We start from the raw sequence: 17,236 nt of genomic DNA on the forward strand, positions 1-17,236 counted from the left end.
TCACCTGATACGGCGCTGATGTCTTAAAAACATCATTGCTCAACCAAGTGAGACGCGCATTTTAAGCATTTGTTTGCCGGTGTCAAATGTTTTTGTGCAATCCTTAAAAAAACCACCACCCATCCGACTCTTCCGCCTCACGGCGCTCACGCTCCTGCTCCAGCAGCGCATAGTCTTTTTCCAGCTCCTCCCGTTTCTGGTCTGCTTCCAGAGCCACATCCGGCTCGCCCCCGAAAGGCCAGTACCAGGGAGCCGGTTTATACCTGCCTTCACGCTCAAGACGCTCTATCTCAATTTCCCGCTCCTCCTCCAGCAACGCCAGCCGGCGCTCATAATCCGCATCCTCGCCGGCCTCCACAATGGAAGTGCCGGCGTGGTTAGGCGCCAGCAGATCGCTATTCAGAAAACGGGTCGCCATAATCTCCTGCGCCTTCATGGCGTACTCTGGGGATACCAGCTGCAGATCGCCCCGGGCAAGAGGATGGTCGGCTTCCAGTTCCGGGTACGTCTCAGCAGGCTCCGACACCTCGCTATAACGCAAATAGTAAATACCGCCCGGCTCCACCTCCAGCGTAGCATCGGCAATCAGGCTCAGACTGAACGAATTCAGCCCCTCAAGCCCCAGCAGTGGCCGGCGCATGGCAATATGGCGCTCACCCGGACTCACCACCAGCCAGGTGTAACTGTCGTTGCGAATATTGAAGTAATGGGAATCGTCGACGTAAACACTGGGAGCCTCAATCTCATCAGCCGCCCACCGGGAATCCGGCCGGTAGAAATAAAGCACTGCGTGCTCACGGTCCCAAAGATCACTATCAATCGGCTGAAAATCAGGGCCGGACACCGGATGCAGGAAAGAACCGGCACTTTTACCGATGGACTGATACACAGTACAACCGGAGGCAAACACCGCGAAAGCCGCCAGCAGACCAAACGGCCACACAACACGCAACCGGAAAAACGCAGAAAAACACGCAGGGACGTTCATTATTGTTCACTCTTCATCCATTGCCGAGTTGCCTGATCATAGCAACTGCCGAACGGCAGAAATGAGAGCTACCGCAAGGGATGGCTAACAAAGTGTTACAAAACGAACGTCCCCGACCAATTACCGCCCGGCCAGCTGACTTCGCAGCTGATTCACCTCCTCAGACAACCGCACAAGACGCGAAGTAAACTGCGACCGGGAAGAACTGATCGTCTCAACATTCCGCTTAACCTCAGCCAACTCATTCCGAAGAGCCTGAGTACGGTCGCTGCCAGCCACATTGGCCACCTTCTTCTCCAGCGCCGACAACCTCGCCTCTATATCGCGAATACCCAGCGTCTGCTCCTGCTCAAACCGCCGCACACGGCGATCAACCAACTGATCAAACTCCTCCACCTGCTTACTCAGACGCGTCAGCTGCTCCGAAGCCTCCCGGTTGGCATCCTCCAGATTTGCCACAGACGCCTCCGTCTGCTCCGACAACGCCGCCACATCCGCACTCAGCGACGAACGCGCCTTCTCCACCGACGCGCCCACATCCGCCAGCGCCTTCTCACTTTCAGCAAGCGCCGACTCAGCTGAAGAAATCCGGTCCTCATGCTCATTCAACCGCTTCTTATTGCGCTCATTAGCAACCGCCCACAGCTTACGGATCTCACTATCCACCTCATCCAGCTGCTTCTGCTGTGCCTCCAACTGCTCCCGCAAAGACGACCCACGCTCCTTCAAAGACTCCCCCGTCTCCGAAAGATCCCCCTCAAAACGCGCCAACGCCAGCTTACTCTGCCGAACCCACTCATCAGCCTCCGCCAACTGCCCCTCAAGCGCCTCAATCTGCTGCCTCTGCGAATACCACCCGGCCACAAACGCAACCGCCAGAGCAATCACCAACAACCACAAAACCGCCAGCCCGGAACGCCCATTACCGTTCCTGCCACCCCCACCTTTTGCCTTCCGCGGCGCCTTCTTATCCACCGGCGCCGCCGGCCCCGTACCGCGATCCGACCGCTCGGCTCTCAGCTCATCTTCATCTGGGCGAATGGGTTCCATGACAGCTCCTGGGAAAGACTAAAAAATGTTAGATCCCGATAATACATGCACTTGCTCACCGGTTGAAATGACGAAACCACAAGGTTACAGCGCCATGCCATTCACCAGCGCCGAAGGCACAGCAGGGAAAGCCCCTCCGGGAATGTCTCCGGCCAAGGACGGCCGAAGCCAAGCGCACACGGACGTGTTCATAGCGTTTGCCGAGGAAGGCACAGCAGGGAAAGCCCCTCCGGGAATGTCTCCGGCCAAGGACGGCCGGAGCCAAGCGCACACGGACGTGTTCATAGCGTTTCCCGGAGGGGCTTTCCCTGCTGTGCCAGACTCCATGGCATAAGAGAGTACGCCCCACCTTGCATGGCCACAAAGCAACCCATACAATATCCGGCTTTCCAATAATCACAGGACTGTTGCGTATGCAGCCGCTTGTAGGACTCATCATGGGCTCCCAATCCGACTGGCCCACCATGGAAAACGCCGCCAACATGCTCGACAAACTCGGCGTACCCTACGAAACCAAAGTCGTCTCCGCCCACCGCACCCCGGACCTGCTCTTCGACTACGCGAAAACAGCCTCCGACCGCGGCCTGAAAGTCATCATCGCAGGCGCAGGCGGTGCCGCCCACCTACCCGGCATGATCGCATCACAAACCTCCCTGCCAGTCCTGGGCGTACCCATACAGTCCAAAGCCCTCAACGGCCTCGATTCACTACTGTCCATCGCCCAGATGCCCGGCGGCGTTGCCGTAGGCACCCTGGCAATCGGCAACGCCGGAGCCACCAACGCCGGCCTGCTGGCCGCCCAAATCATCGGTACGTTCGACAACACCGTGCGCCAGGCCGTAGATGAGTTCCGGTCAACCCAGACCCAAACAGTCCTCGACAACCCCATTCCAGGTGAGCAATAAACTCACAGCAAAAGCATATGCTGCGTGGGGCTTGGGGACATGCTTTCCAAAACTGTGCGGAGCCAGGGATGGCGGAGCCCAAGCGTCACACGGACGTGCCGCAAGGAGCGTGTTTTGGAAAGCATGTCCCCAAGCCCCATACTCCATTGACGAATATCCATTAGCGGCAGGAGAGCACAAATGAGAATTGGTGTACTAGGCGCCGGCCAACTGGGAAGAATGCTTGCCCTTGCCGGATACCCGCTGGCTAAAAGTTTTGTCTTCTACGACATGTCCGGCAACCCCAGCGCCGAAATCGGCAAAACCATCTCCGATCCCGAAGGCACACAACTGAACGACTTTCTCAGCCAGGTCGACCGGGTAACCTACGAATTCGAACACCTGCCCGTAGAAGTAGCGGAAAAACTGGCGCAAGAGAAAACCGTCCACCCCAGCCCCCGCGCCCTGCAGGTGTGCCAGAACCGGGAAGCCGAGAAAACCCTCTTTGGTGAGCTGGGCATTCCCACACCCCAGTGGCAAATAGCCGACAGCGCCGAATCCCTCAAAGCCGCTGCTGAAAAGCTCGGCTGCCCGGTGGTGGCCAAATCCAACACCGAAGGCTACGACGGCAAAGGCCAGGCGGTACTGAAAACCCCGGAAGAGGCAGAAGCCGCCTGGGCCTCCATCGGCCACCCAAGGCTGATGGTAGAGAAGTTTGTGGAGTTCAGCCGTGAAGTCTCCATGATTGCCGTGCGCGCCGAAGACGGCCAACTGGCCTTCTATCCCATGGCGGAAAATATCCACCACGAAGGCATATTGCGCTACTCCATTGCCCCGGCACCCAAACTGAGCCCACACATCCAGCAAGAAGCTGAACGCTACATCAAATCCCTGCTGAACGAGCTGGAGTACGTAGGTGTACTTACCCTGGAGCTGTTTGAAACCGCCCACGGGCTGGTAGCAAACGAGATGGCGCCCAGGGTACACAACTCCGGCCACTGGACCCTCGAAGGCGCCATGACCAGCCAGTTTGAGAACCATATACGGGCCATCAGCGGGCACCCTTTAGGCAGCACCGAAGCCCGGGGCCTGAGCTGCATGATTAATATCATCGGCGAGCACGGGGATGTTGAACGCCTGCTGGAACTGCCTTACGCTCACATGCACCTTTACAACAAAGGCGAACGGGCCGGGCGTAAACTGGGCCATGTGAATGTGCTGGCAGACAGCTATGCTGAACTGGCATGGCGGGCCAGTAACTGCGTGCAGTTTTTGCCCGGCAGCCCCGAATTCAGCAGCTCGCTGAACGAAAACGATACGCAATAAATGCGTCCCGGGGTTGATATCGCGCAAATCGACCTTATATTGGGTCAGTAACACTCAAAAACACAGAGAGAAAAGGGAGACGACCTCATGGCATTTGAACTTCCGGCACTACCTTACGAAAAGAACGCCCTGGAGCCGCACATCTCGGCTGAAACCCTCGAGTACCATTACGGTAAGCACCACAACACTTACGTAACCAAGCTGAACGGCCTGGTTGAAGGTACCGACGATGCCAACAAATCTCTTGAAGACATCATCAAGAGCGCCAGCGGCCCACTGTTCAACAACGCAGCCCAGGTGTGGAACCACACCTTCTACTGGAACTGCCTGAGCCCCAATGGGGGCGGCGAGCCTACAGGCGCAGCCAAAGACGCCATTGAAAAAGCGTTCGGCTCTTTCGAAGATTTCAAGAAAGAGTTCAACGACAAAGCCGCCAACAACTTCGGTTCCGGCTGGACCTGGTTGGTGAAGAAAGCGGACGGCAGTGTTGCAATCGTTAACACCAGCAACGCCGAAACCCCGCTGACCGGTGCTGACAAGCCAGTGCTGACCGTAGACGTCTGGGAGCACGCGTACTACATCGATTACCGCAACTCCCGTCCGAACTACCTGGAAGCTTTCTGGAAGCTTGTGAACTGGGAATTCGTGAATGAAAACCTGGCCTGATAAACTGGTCAGCTTTCAAGGCTCAGCCACTCACGGCTGAAACAAAACGCCCGCTGAATGCGGGCGTTTTTGTATACCGCTATAACTACAGCTCAGAGGACGTACCGTGGGTACAACCATTATCGGTCTGATTGTTATTGCCGTCCTGGCAATATATCCGGTTTTTCTTTACAACCGCCTGGTTTCACTGCGTAACCGGTTCCGCAACAGCTTTGCCCAGATTGATGTGCAGCTCCAGCGCCGACACGATCTGATCCCCAACCTGGTTGAATCCGCCAAAGCCTACCTGACACACGAACAGAACACCCTGAACCAGGTGATGGAAGCCAGAAACGGCGCCGTCAGCGCTCAGCAGGAAGCGGCCCGTGACCCTGGAGAAAGCACTAAAATCCAGCGCCTGGGCGGTGCCGAGAACCTGCTCACCAAGGCCCTGGCCAACTTTTACGCCGTGGCGGAAAACTACCCGGATCTGAAGGCCAACGAAACCATACAGCAATTAATGGAAGCGCTTTCCAGCACCGAAAACCGGGTGTCCTTTGCCCGTCAGGCCTATAACGATGAGGTGATGACCTACAACACCTTTCGCGAACAGTTTCCCAACAACATCGTTGCCGGCTTTTTTGCCTTTAAGCCTGTGTCCCAGCTGGAACTGGAATCCCCGGAAGCGCGTCAGGCGCCCAGGGTTGCCTTCTGAGGCTCTGAACCATGGCACAACCCGGATTTTTCCAGCGCCAGGCGAATGCCAGGCGTAATACCGGCCTGCTGGTTCTCCTGTTTGTCACAGCGGTCACCCTGATTACCCTCGCCGTATGCCTGCTGGGGTATTACCTCACTCGCAGTGAGACCAGCGGACAGCCATTTCATGACTGGCTACTCTCCGGCCATGGCCTGATTACTGCTGCTACCGTGGTTGCTCTCATTGGCATGAGCTCGCTGATACGCTGGGTTGATTTAGCGGGAGGCGGCAGCCGCGTTGCCAAAATGGTGGGCGCCCGCCCGATTGACCCGGCAACACGCGATCCGGATGAACGCAAGCTGCGCAACATAGCCGAAGAAATGGCCATTGCCAGCGGCATTCCCGTGCCCGAACTCTACATGATGGATAACGAAACCGGCATCAACGCCTTTGTGGCCGGCTACACGCCCGGCTCTGCCGCCATGGTTGTTACCCACGGCGCCATCACCCAACTGACCCGGGACGAGCTTCAGGGAGTGGTAGGCCACGAGTTCAGCCATATTCTTAACGGTGATATGCGCCTCAACGTGCGCCTGATTGCCCTGCTGGCCGGCATTCTGATGATCGGGCAAATCGGCAGCTTTCTGCTGCAGTCTGCGTTCTACAGCAGCGGCCGCATCAGAGCCCGTAACCGCAACAACAATGCTGAAGTAGCCTTCGGTGTCCTGGGCATTGCCCTGTTTGTTATTGGTTATGTGGGCGTATTCTCCGGGCGTCTGATACAGGCCGCGGTATCACGCCAGAGAGAAAGCCTTGCCGATGCCTCATCGGTGCAGTTTACCCGCAATCCGGAAGGCATCGGCGGCGCCCTGTTCAAAATTGCCGCTCAGAGCAGCCACCTGGAATCCACAGGGCATGCCAGCAACATGAACCACATGTGCTTCGGCGAAGCCGTCCCCATGAAGCTTGCCGGCCTGCTGGCCTCGCATCCGCCCATAGATAAACGCATCAATGCGATTCAGCCGGGGCTGCTTACCCGCCTGAAAAGCCGCGCCCGTAATGCCACGCCAGCACCTGATCGCCAGGGCCAGCAGAGCACCACGGCTTATCAGCCAACCGCTGCTTCCGGTATCGCAGGTGCCACACCCGGATCCGGGCACAGATTTGCTGATCAGGTAGGAACCGCCAGCACGGCCGGTGAAGACTTTGCCATCAGCCTGCTAGAGCAGTTACCAGCCAGTTTTCGCAGCCTGCTTTACGCCCGTACCGGTGCGGTACAACTGTGTTACGCCCTGCTTATCAACCACCTCAGCGATGGGGAGCAGCAAGCGCACCTCAGCCAACTGCCCGCGCATCCTCTCACCGGGCCGCAACCCGACCTGCTGGCAAAACTGGTACCCACACTGAACAGCCTTGGCGAGACCATACGCTTCCCGGCACTGGAGCTGGCCATGCCGGCACTGAGACAACTGGATCCACACGAGCGCCGCACGCTGATGACCAACGTACAGACACTGGTAGCCGCCGATAACCGGGTGTCACTGTTTGAGCTGGCGCTGACCAGCTTTCTGTCACGGCACCTGGGTGCAGGCGCGGAACGGGTGGTGCCTGTGCGCCATCGCAGCTATAAAACCGCGATGCCCGCCCTGCAGGCACTACTGAGCCTGATGACCAGAGCCGGCTCGGCAACCGGCCACGAAGCCGACACCCTGTACCAGGAAGCCATGGCGGGCTTTGGCGACCATAAAAACAGTCAGTATCCGATACGGGCAAAAGTCAGTATGCGGGAACTGCAAGCTGCTCTGAAAACTCTGAATGGACTCTCACCACTGCTCAAGCCGGCGGTGATTGATGCCTGCGGCCACTGCATCACCCATGATGGGGTAATCAACGCCCGGGAATACGAACTGATGCGGCTGGTGGCAGACCAGATGGACTGCCCCATGCCGCCGGTGATGGTGTAAGCTGCCTGGCCGCGCTATGGCGTTGCCGGACTGTTGCCTCTCTCGAATAGCACCTCAACATCCGGGTTGCGCTCCACCGAGGGCAGCTCCAGCTTGTCGCGGATATCCAGATTGACCTTCCACAGCTTGCGGAACTTCTCCGAGGTGGCCGACACAGCATCTGCCTTACCCAGCATGATTTTCGGGCGCAGGAACACCAGCAGATTACGCTTCACCCGGCGCTCGGATTCCGATGAAAACAGGCGCCCGAGATAGGGAATGTCCCCCAGCAGGGGCACCTTGCTCTTGTTAATCTGATAATCGTCCCGGGTCAGCCCGCCCAGAACAATGGTTTCGCCATCATCCGCCAGCACCGTGGTTTTGATCTCACGTTTGTTGGTGACAATGTCTGAGGCGTCTTCAATACTGTCGGCCACATTTTCCGTGGTCTGCTCCACCACCAGCCGCACCAGGTCATCGGCACTGATGGTCGGCGTTACTTTCAACGTCAGGCCGATATCCCGGCGCTCAATGGTGGTAAACGGATTCGTGGTGCCGTCGCCGGTCACTGTGGACTGGCCCGTACGAAAAGGCACGTTCTGGCCCACAATAATTTCCGACTCCTGGTTATCCAGGGTAATGATACTGGGTGTGGACAGCAGATTGGCCGCAGCAGAAGTGGATAGCGCCTGCAGCAATACGCCCCAGCTCAGACCGTTCTTATCCCGGGCACCGGCTCCCATGGTAATACCACCGGTCGCGGGCTGAATCGCAGAGTCCGTAAGTATGGCGGTGAGAACATCCCCCAAACTCTTGCCCACATTGCCAAAGTTGGTGCCCATAACCGGCGTGGAACTGCCAGACTCATCCCCGACAGCCACCTGAACCCCCAGGTCCTGGCCCATCTCATCGCTGATTTCCACAATCGCCGCTTCAATCATCACCTGGGCACGGCGCACATCCAGCGCTGCTACAATTTCTTCCGCTTCCTGCATCAGCGACGGCTCACCGCGCACCACCAGGGCATTGAGCCCTTCATCCGCAAACACCGAAAACTTCCCGTCAGGCTTGCCGCTGCTGGTGCCACCAGTGCCTCCGCCTTCCCGGGTACGCTCACCCATCACGCCTTCCAGCAGTTCGGTCAGCTTTTCCGCGTCTGCGTGCTTCAGGCGGATGACTTTGGTACTACCTCCGGTAGCAGACGGCTGGTCCAGCTGGGTAATCAGCCCACGCATTTTACTGCGAAAAGCTTCATCGCCCCTGAGGATCAGGCGGTTGCTGCGTTCATCGGCGGTCACACTGTACTTTCTGGCCGCATTATCCTTACTGCCCCGGCCCAGTTCATCCGGCGCCAGTTCCTGCAGCAGCGTCACCATGTCGCCAACCCAGGCCTCTTTCAGCCGGATCACCTCCACCTCATACTTGGACGGGCTATCCAGCTCCCGCACAATCTGCTCGATGCGCTGAATATTAGAAGAATGATCACTGATGATCAGAGCGTTGGCCGCTGCCACCCCCGCCAGATGCCCGTACTTTGCTACTAAAGGCCGCAATATCGGCACCAGCTCCAGGGCATTGGCGTTATCAATCTGAATCACCCGGGTGATCAGCTGCTCCGAAGGTACGGTCTGGAAGCGTTTGGTGGACTCGGCGGACTGCTTGGCATCCACCTGCTGTACCACCTTGATCACCTCTTCCCCGGGAATGGCGGTAAACCCGTGCACATTCAGCACTGCCAGAAATAAATCGTAAATTTCGTCTTTATTCATCGGGGCGCTGGAAAGCACCGTCACCTTCCCCTTCACCCGCGGGTCCACCACAAAACTGTAACCGGTAATGTCGGCCACCTGAGTCACAAACGCACGAATGTCCGCGTCTTTCAGGTTCAGCCGCCAGGTTTCACCCTGGCCATACGCCATGGACATTAAAGGAAGAAGCACAAGCAGAGCCAGGGCCCGCAAATAACTGGTTTTGTGGTTGTTATACATCTGGCGAATGTTTCCTGTATCGATGAACCCGGTCAGCGCCACTGCTCAGGTATGGCATAACGAATGGTTAGGAACGAGCCGTCCCGTTCAATCTCTATCTCCAGGCTGGAGTGGTCACGCCAACTCTCCAGCAGTGATCTGTCTTCCTGCACATTGCCCAGGCGCTGGCCGTTGATGGCGGTAATCACATCGCCGGGCTTCAGGTTTACGGCGTTCAGCATGGCGTTGGAGCCGTTGTACACATAGCCGGAGCCGGCATTGCCATCCACCGGGCTCAGACCAAAAGGCGTGAGTGCCGCAGCGCCTTCACTGTCCAGCTGCTGCCTGGCCTTATCGAGAAACGCATGGGGTGACGATTCTGCCGGCTCCGGGGCCTCCTGTGCAACCATGGTAACCGCATTGTCCTCATCAAAGGTCAGGGACTCATAGCGGCCATTGCGGCGGATCAGTATGCGGGAAGGTTCCACCTCTGCCAACTCGGCGTTGCCAGGCAGCACCTCGCCCACACGGTACCAGGCGGTTTCACCATTGCTGCCAGCCACGATGGCGCCGGAATCCTCCGGGTTCCCGCCTACCAGCACGCCGGCCAGCGTCAGCCTCAGCCCGGTCTCCGGCGCCGATTCCTTAACCGCTTCGGCCACTTCACCCGTTGATTCTGCGCGGCCAAAAAAATCATAACTGGCCATAGAATACCCCGAGGCACTGGAAAATGGGCTGGCAGACGCGCCGCCGGCAGCAGTCATCCTGACCGGTTTCTCCTGCCACACAGACCACCAGGTAACCTGTGCCAGCGCCAGACCCAGATACACCACCAGCCAGATCAACAACAGGTTTGCCACTAACCGGGCAATGCGATGCTGGGTGCGGACCGGAACCAACATCAGCCAGCCCCCGGCAGCAGCGGCTGCCTGACACGAAACACTACCTCACCGGGACCGGCAGAATCCGGCCAGGGCTGGCCGGCCAGATCAATCATGCGCTTATACACCTGCAAATCCAGCATGCCGTTCCACAGAAGACTGGCCTGTGCCGCCGGACCATCACCGCCCTGCTCCGCTACGTCCAGAGTCACACCGCCCTGGGCGGTATCCAGGCGGGCCCGCATAGGCGGAAACTGCGCCTGCTGCGTCTGTCCACCCATGGGCCAGCTCACCTGACCACCGGCCCAGCGGCCAACACCATCGGCCTGCACCAGGCGTTCATCCGCCCACTCCAGCGTCAGGCGATCAATGCTGACATCGCCTTCAATCAGGGCACCACCACTGCGGCGGATCAGCTCTTCAAACTCGGCCACCACAATGTTTCCCCGGGCATTTACGCGGGCACTGCCCGGCCAGCCCAGAGTGACATCCCCGGACACCGCCGACTGCCGCGACGCCAGAGACACCTCAAGGGGTTGCTCCAGACGGGTCAGCGATGGCCAGCCCAGCTGCCACATAAGCCGTACAGGAAAGCCGGACACCACCACTCCGGCACTGCCATCCCATACCCTGCCAGTCACCCGCTGCACCTCAACCTGCGGCGGCAGAGACACGTGTGCCGACGCCTGTTGCCAAACCCAGCCGGCCGGCACAAATACAATCAGGGCTCCCAGATACACACACAGCCCCAGCAGAACAAGCAAGAACAGCTTGCCGGGGCGCAGGAAGGGTTTGGGTTCAGCATTGCTCATTTGAGTACACGCGCGCAGTTGGCCGGTTGCCGAGTCTAGCAAAGGCGCTCTCTGAGTTCATGATAAAAACGCAAAAACCCCGCGCCAGTGTGAACCAGCGCGGGGTTTTTGAAGGCAGTTCTGGAAGCGCTCTGAATTCAGAGCACAACCGGAATCAGCAGGTCATGACCGGCATCACATCATGCCGCCCATGCCTCCCATTCCGCCCATGCCACCCATATCGGGCATGCCGCCGCCTGCAGCGTCATCCTGCGGCTCATCTGCAATCATCGCCTCGGTGGTGATGATCAGAGACGCGATGGAAGAAGCCGCCTGCAGTGCAGAACGGGTGACCTTGGCCGGGTCCAGAATACCCATTTCCAGCATGTCACCATACTCTTCAGTTGTGGCGTTGTAGCCGAAGGAGCCTTCGCCGTCACGAACCGCAGCAACCACAACAGAAGACTCACCGCCTGCGTTGTAAACAATCTGACGCAGAGGTGCTTCCATAGCGCGACGCAGAATGTTCACGCCCGCTGCCTGCTCGTCGTTGATGGCATCGACTGCATCCAGGGCAGAAATCGCGCGGATCAGAGTCACACCGCCCCCTGGTACAATACCTTCTTCAACGGCCGCACGGGTTGAGTGCAGAGCATCTTCAACACGGGCCTTCTTCTCTTTCATTTCCACTTCAGAACCGGCACCAACCTTGATAACGGCAACGCCGCCCGCCAGCTTGGCTACACGCTCCTGCAGCTTCTCTTTATCGTAGTCTGAAGAACTGTCTTCAATCTGCTTACGAATCTGCTCAACACGGGCGTTGATATCAGCTTCGGCGCCAACACCATCAATAATGGTGGTTTCTTCCTTGCTGATGTTCACACGCTTGGCAGTGCCCAGATCGTCCAGAGTGGTGTTCTCCAGAGTCAGACCTACTTCTTCAGAAATGACCGTGCCACCGGACAGAATCGCAATGTCCTGCAGCATTTCCTTACGACGGTCACCGAAGCCAGGCGCCTTAACAGCCGCCACTTTTACAATGCCGCGCATGTTGTTCACAACCAGAGTCGCCAGCGCTTCGCCTTCGATGTCTTCGGCGATAATCATCAGCGGCTTGCCGGCTTTGGCAACCGCTTCCAGCGTTGGCAGCAGCTCACGGATGTTGGAGATCTTTTTGTCCACCAGCAGGATGTACGGGTCATCCAGCTCGGCAGTCATGTTGTCCTGGTTGTTGATGAAGTACGGAGACAGGAAACCACGATCGAACTGCATGCCTTCTACAACATCAAGCTCGTCGTCCAGGCCACGGCCTTCTTCAACGGTAATAACACCTTCTTTGCCAACTTTTTCCATTGCGTCGGCAATCAGCTTACCAATGGTCTCGTCACCGTTGGCAGAGATGGTGCCTACCTGAGCAATGCTGCGGCCGTCGCTGCACGGCTTGGCCATTTCACGGATGGCCTTAACGGCTTCAGTGGTGGCCTTGTCGATGCCGCGCTTCAGATCCATCGGGTTCATGCCGGCAGTTACCGCCTTCACACCCTCGTTAACGATGGACTGAGCCAGAACTGTGGCGGTGGTGGTACCGTCACCGGCTGTGTCATTGGCCTGGGAAGCGACTTCCTTCACCATCTGCGCGCCCATGTTCTCGAACTTGTCTTTCAGCTCGATTTCTTTGGCAACAGACACGCCGTCTTTGGTAATGGTCGGAGCGCCGAACGACTTCTCCAGAACCACGTTACGACCCTTGGGGCCCAGGGTTACCTTAACTGCATCTGCCAGAATATTGACACCCGCAGCGGTCAGTTTGCGAGCGCTATCACCGAATTTAACTTCTTTTGCCATGTCTTCTATTCCTGTTCGTTAAATAGAATTCGTTGAATCAATCGGGATTATGACTGTTCGTGCGAATTGCCTCAGCGATCACTCAAGTACGCCGTAAATATCGCTCTCGCTCATAATGAGCAGCTCTTCACCGTCAACTTTTACGGTGTTTCCGGCGTACTGGCCGAAGACCACGGTGTCACCCGCTTTTACTGCCATGGCACGGGTTTCCCCGTTTTCCAGAACACGCCCGTTACCCACAGCGATAACCTCGCCCTGAGACGGCTTTTCCTGAGCATTACCCGGCAGCACGATGCCACCCGCAGTTTTCTCTTCTTCTTCCTTACGGCGTACAACAACACGATCGTGTAGCGGACGAATCTTCATTGCTCTTTCTCTCCAATAGTCCGATTAATGTGGCAATGACATTTGCTGTTAATAAACCGGGCTATCTGCATAACCCGGCAAATTGCCCCTGGCCTCTAACCTTCTGTTTTGTCAGCAGGATTCAGCCTGTGGCGAACTTGTGAAACCTATTTGGGGTCGGCCGGCCGCATTTCAATACCCCCGGCCTGATTTTTTTACTTTTTATCGAGCCGGTCCCGGTCACTGCGGGTTTTATCCTGGTACTCGCCTTCAATAATCTCGCCGTTCTCATCCCGGCTGAAAGGCTGCCCGCCATCAAACGGCCCCTGACCAAACGGGTTCTGACCGCCGCCAGAGCGAAAATAAAAGCCACGGCTTCGGCCAGACACCAGCATCCGCTTCAACGCCTGGGCCGAGAGCCAGTGCCGGGAGAGCGGAATCAGGCACAGAAAACCCACCGCATCGGTGATAAAACCGGGGGTCAGCAGTAACACACCCCCAACGGCCAGAATCAGGCCTTCGGCCACTTCTTTGGCCGGCAACTCGCCACTGTTCAGGCGCTGGTTGGCCCGCAACAGCGTCGCCAGACCCTGCTGCCGCAACAGCCAGGCACCCAGCACCGCGGTAAGCAGAACCAGACCGATGGTGTTGAACACACCAATCTCAGTGCCAACCTGAATAAGCACCGCCATTTCGGCGATGGGCATGATGATAAAAACAAACAATAGTATGGGCATCTGGCCCCCGTTTTAGGAATAAAGCCTGAGTAGTAATTAAGGGCGAATGGGAAAACTTCAAGATGTCGCAGACACGGCCGGCCTGCTACCAACGAAATTGCTTCATGGCTACGCGGCCGTTGACGACCTCGACACCCTCGGCCTGCAGGCGACTGACCTGCTCGTGGTAGGTATCCGAGCCCTGGGGAAAGGCAATCTGACCATTGCTGCGGATCACCCGGTACCAGGGTATTTCATGGCCCCGGGGCAGTTTGCCCAGAGCCCGGCCGATATAACGGGCCTGGCGCCCCAGCCCTGCCATCTCGGCCACCTGGCCATAACTGGCAACCTTGCCGGGCGGAATGGCCGCCACCACCTGCCAGATTTTCTGATCCTTTCCCGGCTCCTGTTCATCACTCATCGTCACTAGCTCCTGGCTGCATGGGCAGTGTCGGGTGCATCAGAGTGATCCGGTGCCAGCGCATCCAGCCGGTCGCCCTGACGAATCATAAACCAGGCCAGAAGAATGGCGGGAATGCCCATCAGCCCCGCCACCAGAAAGAACTCGGCATACCCGAAACCGGCCACTACCACACCGGAGAAGCCCCCCAGAAACTTCCCGGGCAGCGTCATCAGGGAACTGAACAGCGCATACTGAGTGGCGGTAAACGAAGCACTGGTCATGCTGGACAGCCAGGCAATCAACGCCACATTGGCAATACCGCCGCTGAGGTTATCGGCACTGACCACCACCGCCAGCGTCGCCAGATTGGGCGGATACTGCGCCAGACCCACAAAAAACAGATTGGTGACCGCGGTCATAATGGCCCCAGCAAGAAGGATCTTCCGGATGCCGTAGCGCATCACCAGTACACCGCCGGCAAAAGAACCGGCAATGGTCATGAAAAACCCGAACACCTTGGTTACATCCGCAACCTGGGTTTTGCTGAAACCCATAAAATTCAGATAAAACGGATTGGCCATCACACCCATGGCAATGTCGGAAATACGATACACCGCCACCATCAGCAGAATCGCAATGGCCAGTTCTTTATAGCGCCGGAAAAAATCCAGAAACGGGCCGGCCACCGCCGCATAAAACCAGCCGGTAAACCGGGCCAGACGCGGAGGCAGGTGCGTGCGCTTGGCCGCTTCTTCTTCCACCTGCCGGGCAATGTCTTTGGCCGCCGCAAAATGGTTTACCCTGGGCTCCCGGGCCACCAGCACCGTCAGCGCACCAACGCCCACCAGAGCCGCCATCACCTGATACGACACCTGCCAGGACCAGAACTCCGCCAGATACAGAGCACCAGCCCCCGCCACCAGCAACGCCAGCCTATAGCCAAAAATATACGTAGCCGCCAGCGCCGCCTGCAGCCGCTCTTCCGCAATTTCAATGCGATAGGCATCAATCGCCACATCCTGAGTCGCCGATGAAAACGCCACCAGCAGACCGCACAAAGCCATGGTCTGGGGCATCACCGTGGCATCCACCTGCGCCATCAGATACAACCCGGTGGCAATCCCCGCCTGAGCCAGCAGAATCCAGCTGCGGCGCTTACCCAGCAACCGGTCCAGCAGCGGCAGCCGTAACCGGTCCACCACCGGTGCCCAGAACACCTTGATGGAATAGGTAATCCCCAGCCAGCTGAAAAAACCAATGGTCGCGGTTTCCACGCCCACATCCGCCAGCCGCGCATTCAGCGTGGAAAACACCAATAAAAACGGCAGCCCGGCGGAAAACCCCAGAAACAGAAGGGCAATCACCTGCCAGCGCGTGTAGATGTACAACGTATCCCGGATCGGAGCCAGGCGTGAGCCGTGTGAAATAACAAGCCTCCGGATCAGTGGCAGACGTGAATGAAAAGCAGGCGCCAAGCATACCAAGCCCGGCAAGCCACCGCATCAGGCAATCAAGCGCAAACAAATCCGTTACAATGTTTTCACCTGAAAACTCAAAAACATCTGCTGTCACTATGAAAAAACTGGGAACCGCCTCTGTTGCTGCACTCCGCCAATACGTCCGCGCCGCCGACGCCAAAGGCGTAAACACCGAAAGCCTGCTGACCCAGGCAGACCTCAACCCGGCCCTGCTGGAGTCCGACGACGGCCGCATCAACGGCGAGCAACTCCAGAATTTTATACTGTTACTGTGTACGCAGACCAACAACCCCATCCTCGGACTGGAAACCGGCGATTTCGTACAACCCGGCTCCTACAGCATACTCGGCTACATCACCATGAGCTGCGCCACCCTCGGAGAAGCCGTGGCCCGCATCGCCCCGTTTGAAAAACTGGTCGGCGACATGGGCACCACCAGCCTCACCATGGCCGGCAACGACATCACCCTCACCTGGCACTGCAACTACGACCATCCGGTGGTCCAGCCCCAGGTGGTCGACAACGTATTCGCCTCCTGGGTGAACTACGCCCGCTGGCTGGCCGACGACACCGAGGCCTCCCCTTCTCTGGTAAAACTGAAACGCCAGTCCCCCGGAAAAGCCTACGAACAGGCTTACCAGAGTCGCTGGAACTGCCCGGTGGAATTCGGGACGGAAGAAAACACCATCACCCTGAAACAGGCACTACTGAACACCCGCCTGCGCCAGCCCGACCCCATGCTACGCAAAACCCTGGAAGCCCACGCCCTCACCCAACTCGCCGCACTGGAGACAGACACAGACCTCGTAACTCAGGTAAAACACAGCATCCAGCAACAACTCATGCACGGCATCACCCGGCAAGACATGGTGGCAGAAAACCTGGGCGTAACCAGCCGCACGCTGCAACGAAAACTCAGTCAGGAAGGTGTTTCTTATCAGAAGCTTTTGGATGAAGTGCGCCAGAAAATGGCGGAGGACTATTTACAGAACAGTGAACTGACCATTCCAGATATCGCCTTAAGATTGGGCTACAGTGAAACCGCGTCGTTTCACCGAAAGTTCAAAGCAACAGCAGGAATAACACCCGGAGAGTTCAGGCAGTCCGGCGAGCCGGTATAGTCAGGTGCAAACGGCCGGGGCGGGGCCCACCTTCCGGAAAACGCCCGTAAATACGTCCATGTAGGGCTCGGTCGCGCCATCCCTGGCGCTCCACGTTTCCGGAAGGTGGGCCCCGCCCCGGCCTGTCTGACTACTGAGTTGCCTCAGGCGTTTTCC

Annotated in this window: 17 protein-coding genes; 7 read left to right on the forward strand and 10 right to left on the reverse strand. The window is 57.8% G+C overall.

The window, feature by feature from the left end; genetic code table 11:
• Window positions 1-103: 103 nt before the first annotated feature.
• Window positions 104-988: a DUF2846 domain-containing protein gene (locus tag FFI95_RS10410; protein ID WP_144822325.1), complete on the reverse strand. Its 885-nt coding sequence runs from the start codon at window positions 986-988 to the stop codon at window positions 104-106.
• A 120-nt stretch (window positions 989-1,108) separates the two neighbouring features.
• Window positions 1,109-2,038 carry a hypothetical protein gene (locus FFI95_RS10415; RefSeq protein WP_144822326.1) on the reverse strand — a complete coding sequence of 310 codons (930 nt, stop codon included), beginning with the start codon at window positions 2,036-2,038 and terminating at the stop codon, window positions 1,109-1,111.
• Between the two features lie 94 nt (window positions 2,039-2,132).
• Here FFI95_RS10415 and FFI95_RS10420 point away from each other — a divergent pair, with 94 nt between their 5' ends.
• From FFI95_RS10420 to FFI95_RS10445, 6 genes are all read left to right on the forward strand, one after another.
• Window positions 2,133-2,372 carry a hypothetical protein gene (locus tag FFI95_RS10420; protein WP_186312003.1) on the forward strand — a complete coding sequence of 80 codons (240 nt, stop codon included), beginning with the start codon at window positions 2,133-2,135 and terminating at the stop codon, window positions 2,370-2,372.
• 79 nt (window positions 2,373-2,451) lie between these two features.
• A complete protein-coding gene (gene purE, locus FFI95_RS10425) occupies window positions 2,452-2,943 on the forward strand; it encodes a 5-(carboxyamino)imidazole ribonucleotide mutase (RefSeq protein WP_144822463.1) in 492 nt (163 codons plus the stop codon).
• 180 nt (window positions 2,944-3,123) lie between these two features.
• The gene (locus FFI95_RS10430; protein WP_144822328.1) at window positions 3,124-4,248 is read left to right on the forward strand and encodes a 5-(carboxyamino)imidazole ribonucleotide synthase; all 1,125 of its coding nucleotides are present in this window, start codon (window positions 3,124-3,126) and stop codon (window positions 4,246-4,248) included.
• Between the two features lie 87 nt (window positions 4,249-4,335).
• A complete protein-coding gene (gene sodB, locus FFI95_RS10435) occupies window positions 4,336-4,914 on the forward strand; it encodes a superoxide dismutase [Fe] (RefSeq protein ID WP_144822329.1) in 579 nt (192 codons plus the stop codon).
• 106 nt (window positions 4,915-5,020) lie between these two features.
• Complete coding sequence (locus FFI95_RS10440; protein ID WP_144822330.1) at window positions 5,021-5,608, forward strand: LemA family protein; 588 nt, start codon at window positions 5,021-5,023, stop codon at window positions 5,606-5,608.
• Between the two features lie 11 nt (window positions 5,609-5,619).
• Entirely contained in the window at window positions 5,620-7,554 is a 1,935-nt protein-coding gene (locus tag FFI95_RS10445) for a M48 family metallopeptidase (protein WP_144822331.1), read from the forward strand.
• A gap of 14 nt (window positions 7,555-7,568) precedes the next feature.
• Here the strand turns inward: FFI95_RS10445 and gspD are convergent, their stop codons facing one another.
• The 8 genes from gspD to FFI95_RS10485 all read right to left on the reverse strand — a co-directional run bounded on the left by gspD (window position 7,569) and on the right by FFI95_RS10485 (window position 15,956).
• Window positions 7,569-9,521, reverse strand: a complete 1,953-nt coding sequence (gene gspD, locus FFI95_RS10450) for a type II secretion system secretin GspD (protein ID WP_144822332.1) — start codon at window positions 9,519-9,521, stop codon at window positions 7,569-7,571.
• 32 nt (window positions 9,522-9,553) lie between these two features.
• Entirely contained in the window at window positions 9,554-10,402 is an 849-nt protein-coding gene (locus tag FFI95_RS10455; protein WP_342778852.1) for a type II secretion system protein N, read from the reverse strand.
• On the reverse strand, window positions 10,402-11,193 hold the full coding sequence (gene gspN, locus FFI95_RS10460; protein WP_144822334.1) for a type II secretion system protein N: 792 nt from the start codon (window positions 11,191-11,193) through the stop codon (window positions 10,402-10,404). The genes FFI95_RS10455 and gspN overlap by 1 nt, the downstream gene beginning before the upstream one ends.
• 174 nt (window positions 11,194-11,367) lie before the next feature.
• Window positions 11,368-13,017 (reverse strand): chaperonin GroEL, encoded by a 1,650-nt coding sequence (groL, locus tag FFI95_RS10465; protein WP_144822335.1) that lies wholly within the window; start codon window positions 13,015-13,017, stop codon window positions 11,368-11,370.
• A 78-nt stretch (window positions 13,018-13,095) separates the two neighbouring features.
• The gene (gene groES / locus FFI95_RS10470; protein WP_144822336.1) at window positions 13,096-13,383 is read right to left on the reverse strand and encodes a co-chaperone GroES; all 288 of its coding nucleotides are present in this window, start codon (window positions 13,381-13,383) and stop codon (window positions 13,096-13,098) included.
• 194 nt (window positions 13,384-13,577) lie between these two features.
• On the reverse strand, window positions 13,578-14,099 hold the full coding sequence (locus tag FFI95_RS10475) for an FxsA family protein (protein WP_144822337.1): 522 nt from the start codon (window positions 14,097-14,099) through the stop codon (window positions 13,578-13,580).
• 85 nt (window positions 14,100-14,184) lie between these two features.
• Entirely contained in the window at window positions 14,185-14,499 is a 315-nt protein-coding gene (locus tag FFI95_RS10480; RefSeq protein ID WP_144822338.1) for an MGMT family protein, read from the reverse strand.
• Between the two features lie 5 nt (window positions 14,500-14,504).
• Complete coding sequence (locus FFI95_RS10485) at window positions 14,505-15,956, reverse strand: AmpG family muropeptide MFS transporter (RefSeq protein ID WP_425463056.1); 1,452 nt, start codon at window positions 15,954-15,956, stop codon at window positions 14,505-14,507.
• Between the two features lie 98 nt (window positions 15,957-16,054).
• Here FFI95_RS10485 and FFI95_RS10490 point away from each other — a divergent pair, with 98 nt between their 5' ends.
• Window positions 16,055-17,080 (forward strand): AraC family transcriptional regulator, encoded by a 1,026-nt coding sequence (locus FFI95_RS10490; RefSeq protein WP_144822339.1) that lies wholly within the window; start codon window positions 16,055-16,057, stop codon window positions 17,078-17,080.
• Window positions 17,081-17,236 lie beyond the last annotated feature (156 nt).

Origin of the sequence: Marinobacter piscis, from assembly GCF_007671655.1 — a bacterium.
GTDB classification, from domain to species: domain Bacteria; phylum Pseudomonadota; class Gammaproteobacteria; order Pseudomonadales; family Oleiphilaceae; genus Marinobacter; species Marinobacter piscensis.

Coding starts and splice junctions, on each gene's coding strand:
- FFI95_RS10475 (WP_144822337.1), bottom strand. CDS start 14,099: ATGCCCATACTATTGTTTGTTTTTATCATCATGCCCATCGCCGAAATG.
- FFI95_RS10490 (WP_144822339.1), top strand. CDS start 16,055: ATGAAAAAACTGGGAACCGCCTCTGTTGCTGCACTCCGCCAATACGTC.
- gspN (WP_144822334.1), bottom strand. CDS start 11,193: ATGAGCAATGCTGAACCCAAACCCTTCCTGCGCCCCGGCAAGCTGTTC.
- FFI95_RS10420 (WP_186312003.1), top strand. CDS start 2,133: ATGCCATTCACCAGCGCCGAAGGCACAGCAGGGAAAGCCCCTCCGGGA.
- FFI95_RS10455 (WP_342778852.1), bottom strand. CDS start 10,402: ATGTTGGTTCCGGTCCGCACCCAGCATCGCATTGCCCGGTTAGTGGCA.
- FFI95_RS10430 (WP_144822328.1), top strand. CDS start 3,124: ATGAGAATTGGTGTACTAGGCGCCGGCCAACTGGGAAGAATGCTTGCC.
- gspD (WP_144822332.1), bottom strand. CDS start 9,521: ATGTATAACAACCACAAAACCAGTTATTTGCGGGCCCTGGCTCTGCTT.
- FFI95_RS10415 (WP_144822326.1), bottom strand. CDS start 2,038: ATGGAACCCATTCGCCCAGATGAAGATGAGCTGAGAGCCGAGCGGTCG.
- groL (WP_144822335.1), bottom strand. CDS start 13,017: ATGGCAAAAGAAGTTAAATTCGGTGATAGCGCTCGCAAACTGACCGCT.
- purE (WP_144822463.1), top strand. CDS start 2,452: ATGCAGCCGCTTGTAGGACTCATCATGGGCTCCCAATCCGACTGGCCC.
- FFI95_RS10410 (WP_144822325.1), bottom strand. CDS start 988: ATGAACGTCCCTGCGTGTTTTTCTGCGTTTTTCCGGTTGCGTGTTGTG.
- FFI95_RS10480 (WP_144822338.1), bottom strand. CDS start 14,499: ATGAGTGATGAACAGGAGCCGGGAAAGGATCAGAAAATCTGGCAGGTG.
- FFI95_RS10445 (WP_144822331.1), top strand. CDS start 5,620: ATGGCACAACCCGGATTTTTCCAGCGCCAGGCGAATGCCAGGCGTAAT.
- groES (WP_144822336.1), bottom strand. CDS start 13,383: ATGAAGATTCGTCCGCTACACGATCGTGTTGTTGTACGCCGTAAGGAA.
- sodB (WP_144822329.1), top strand. CDS start 4,336: ATGGCATTTGAACTTCCGGCACTACCTTACGAAAAGAACGCCCTGGAG.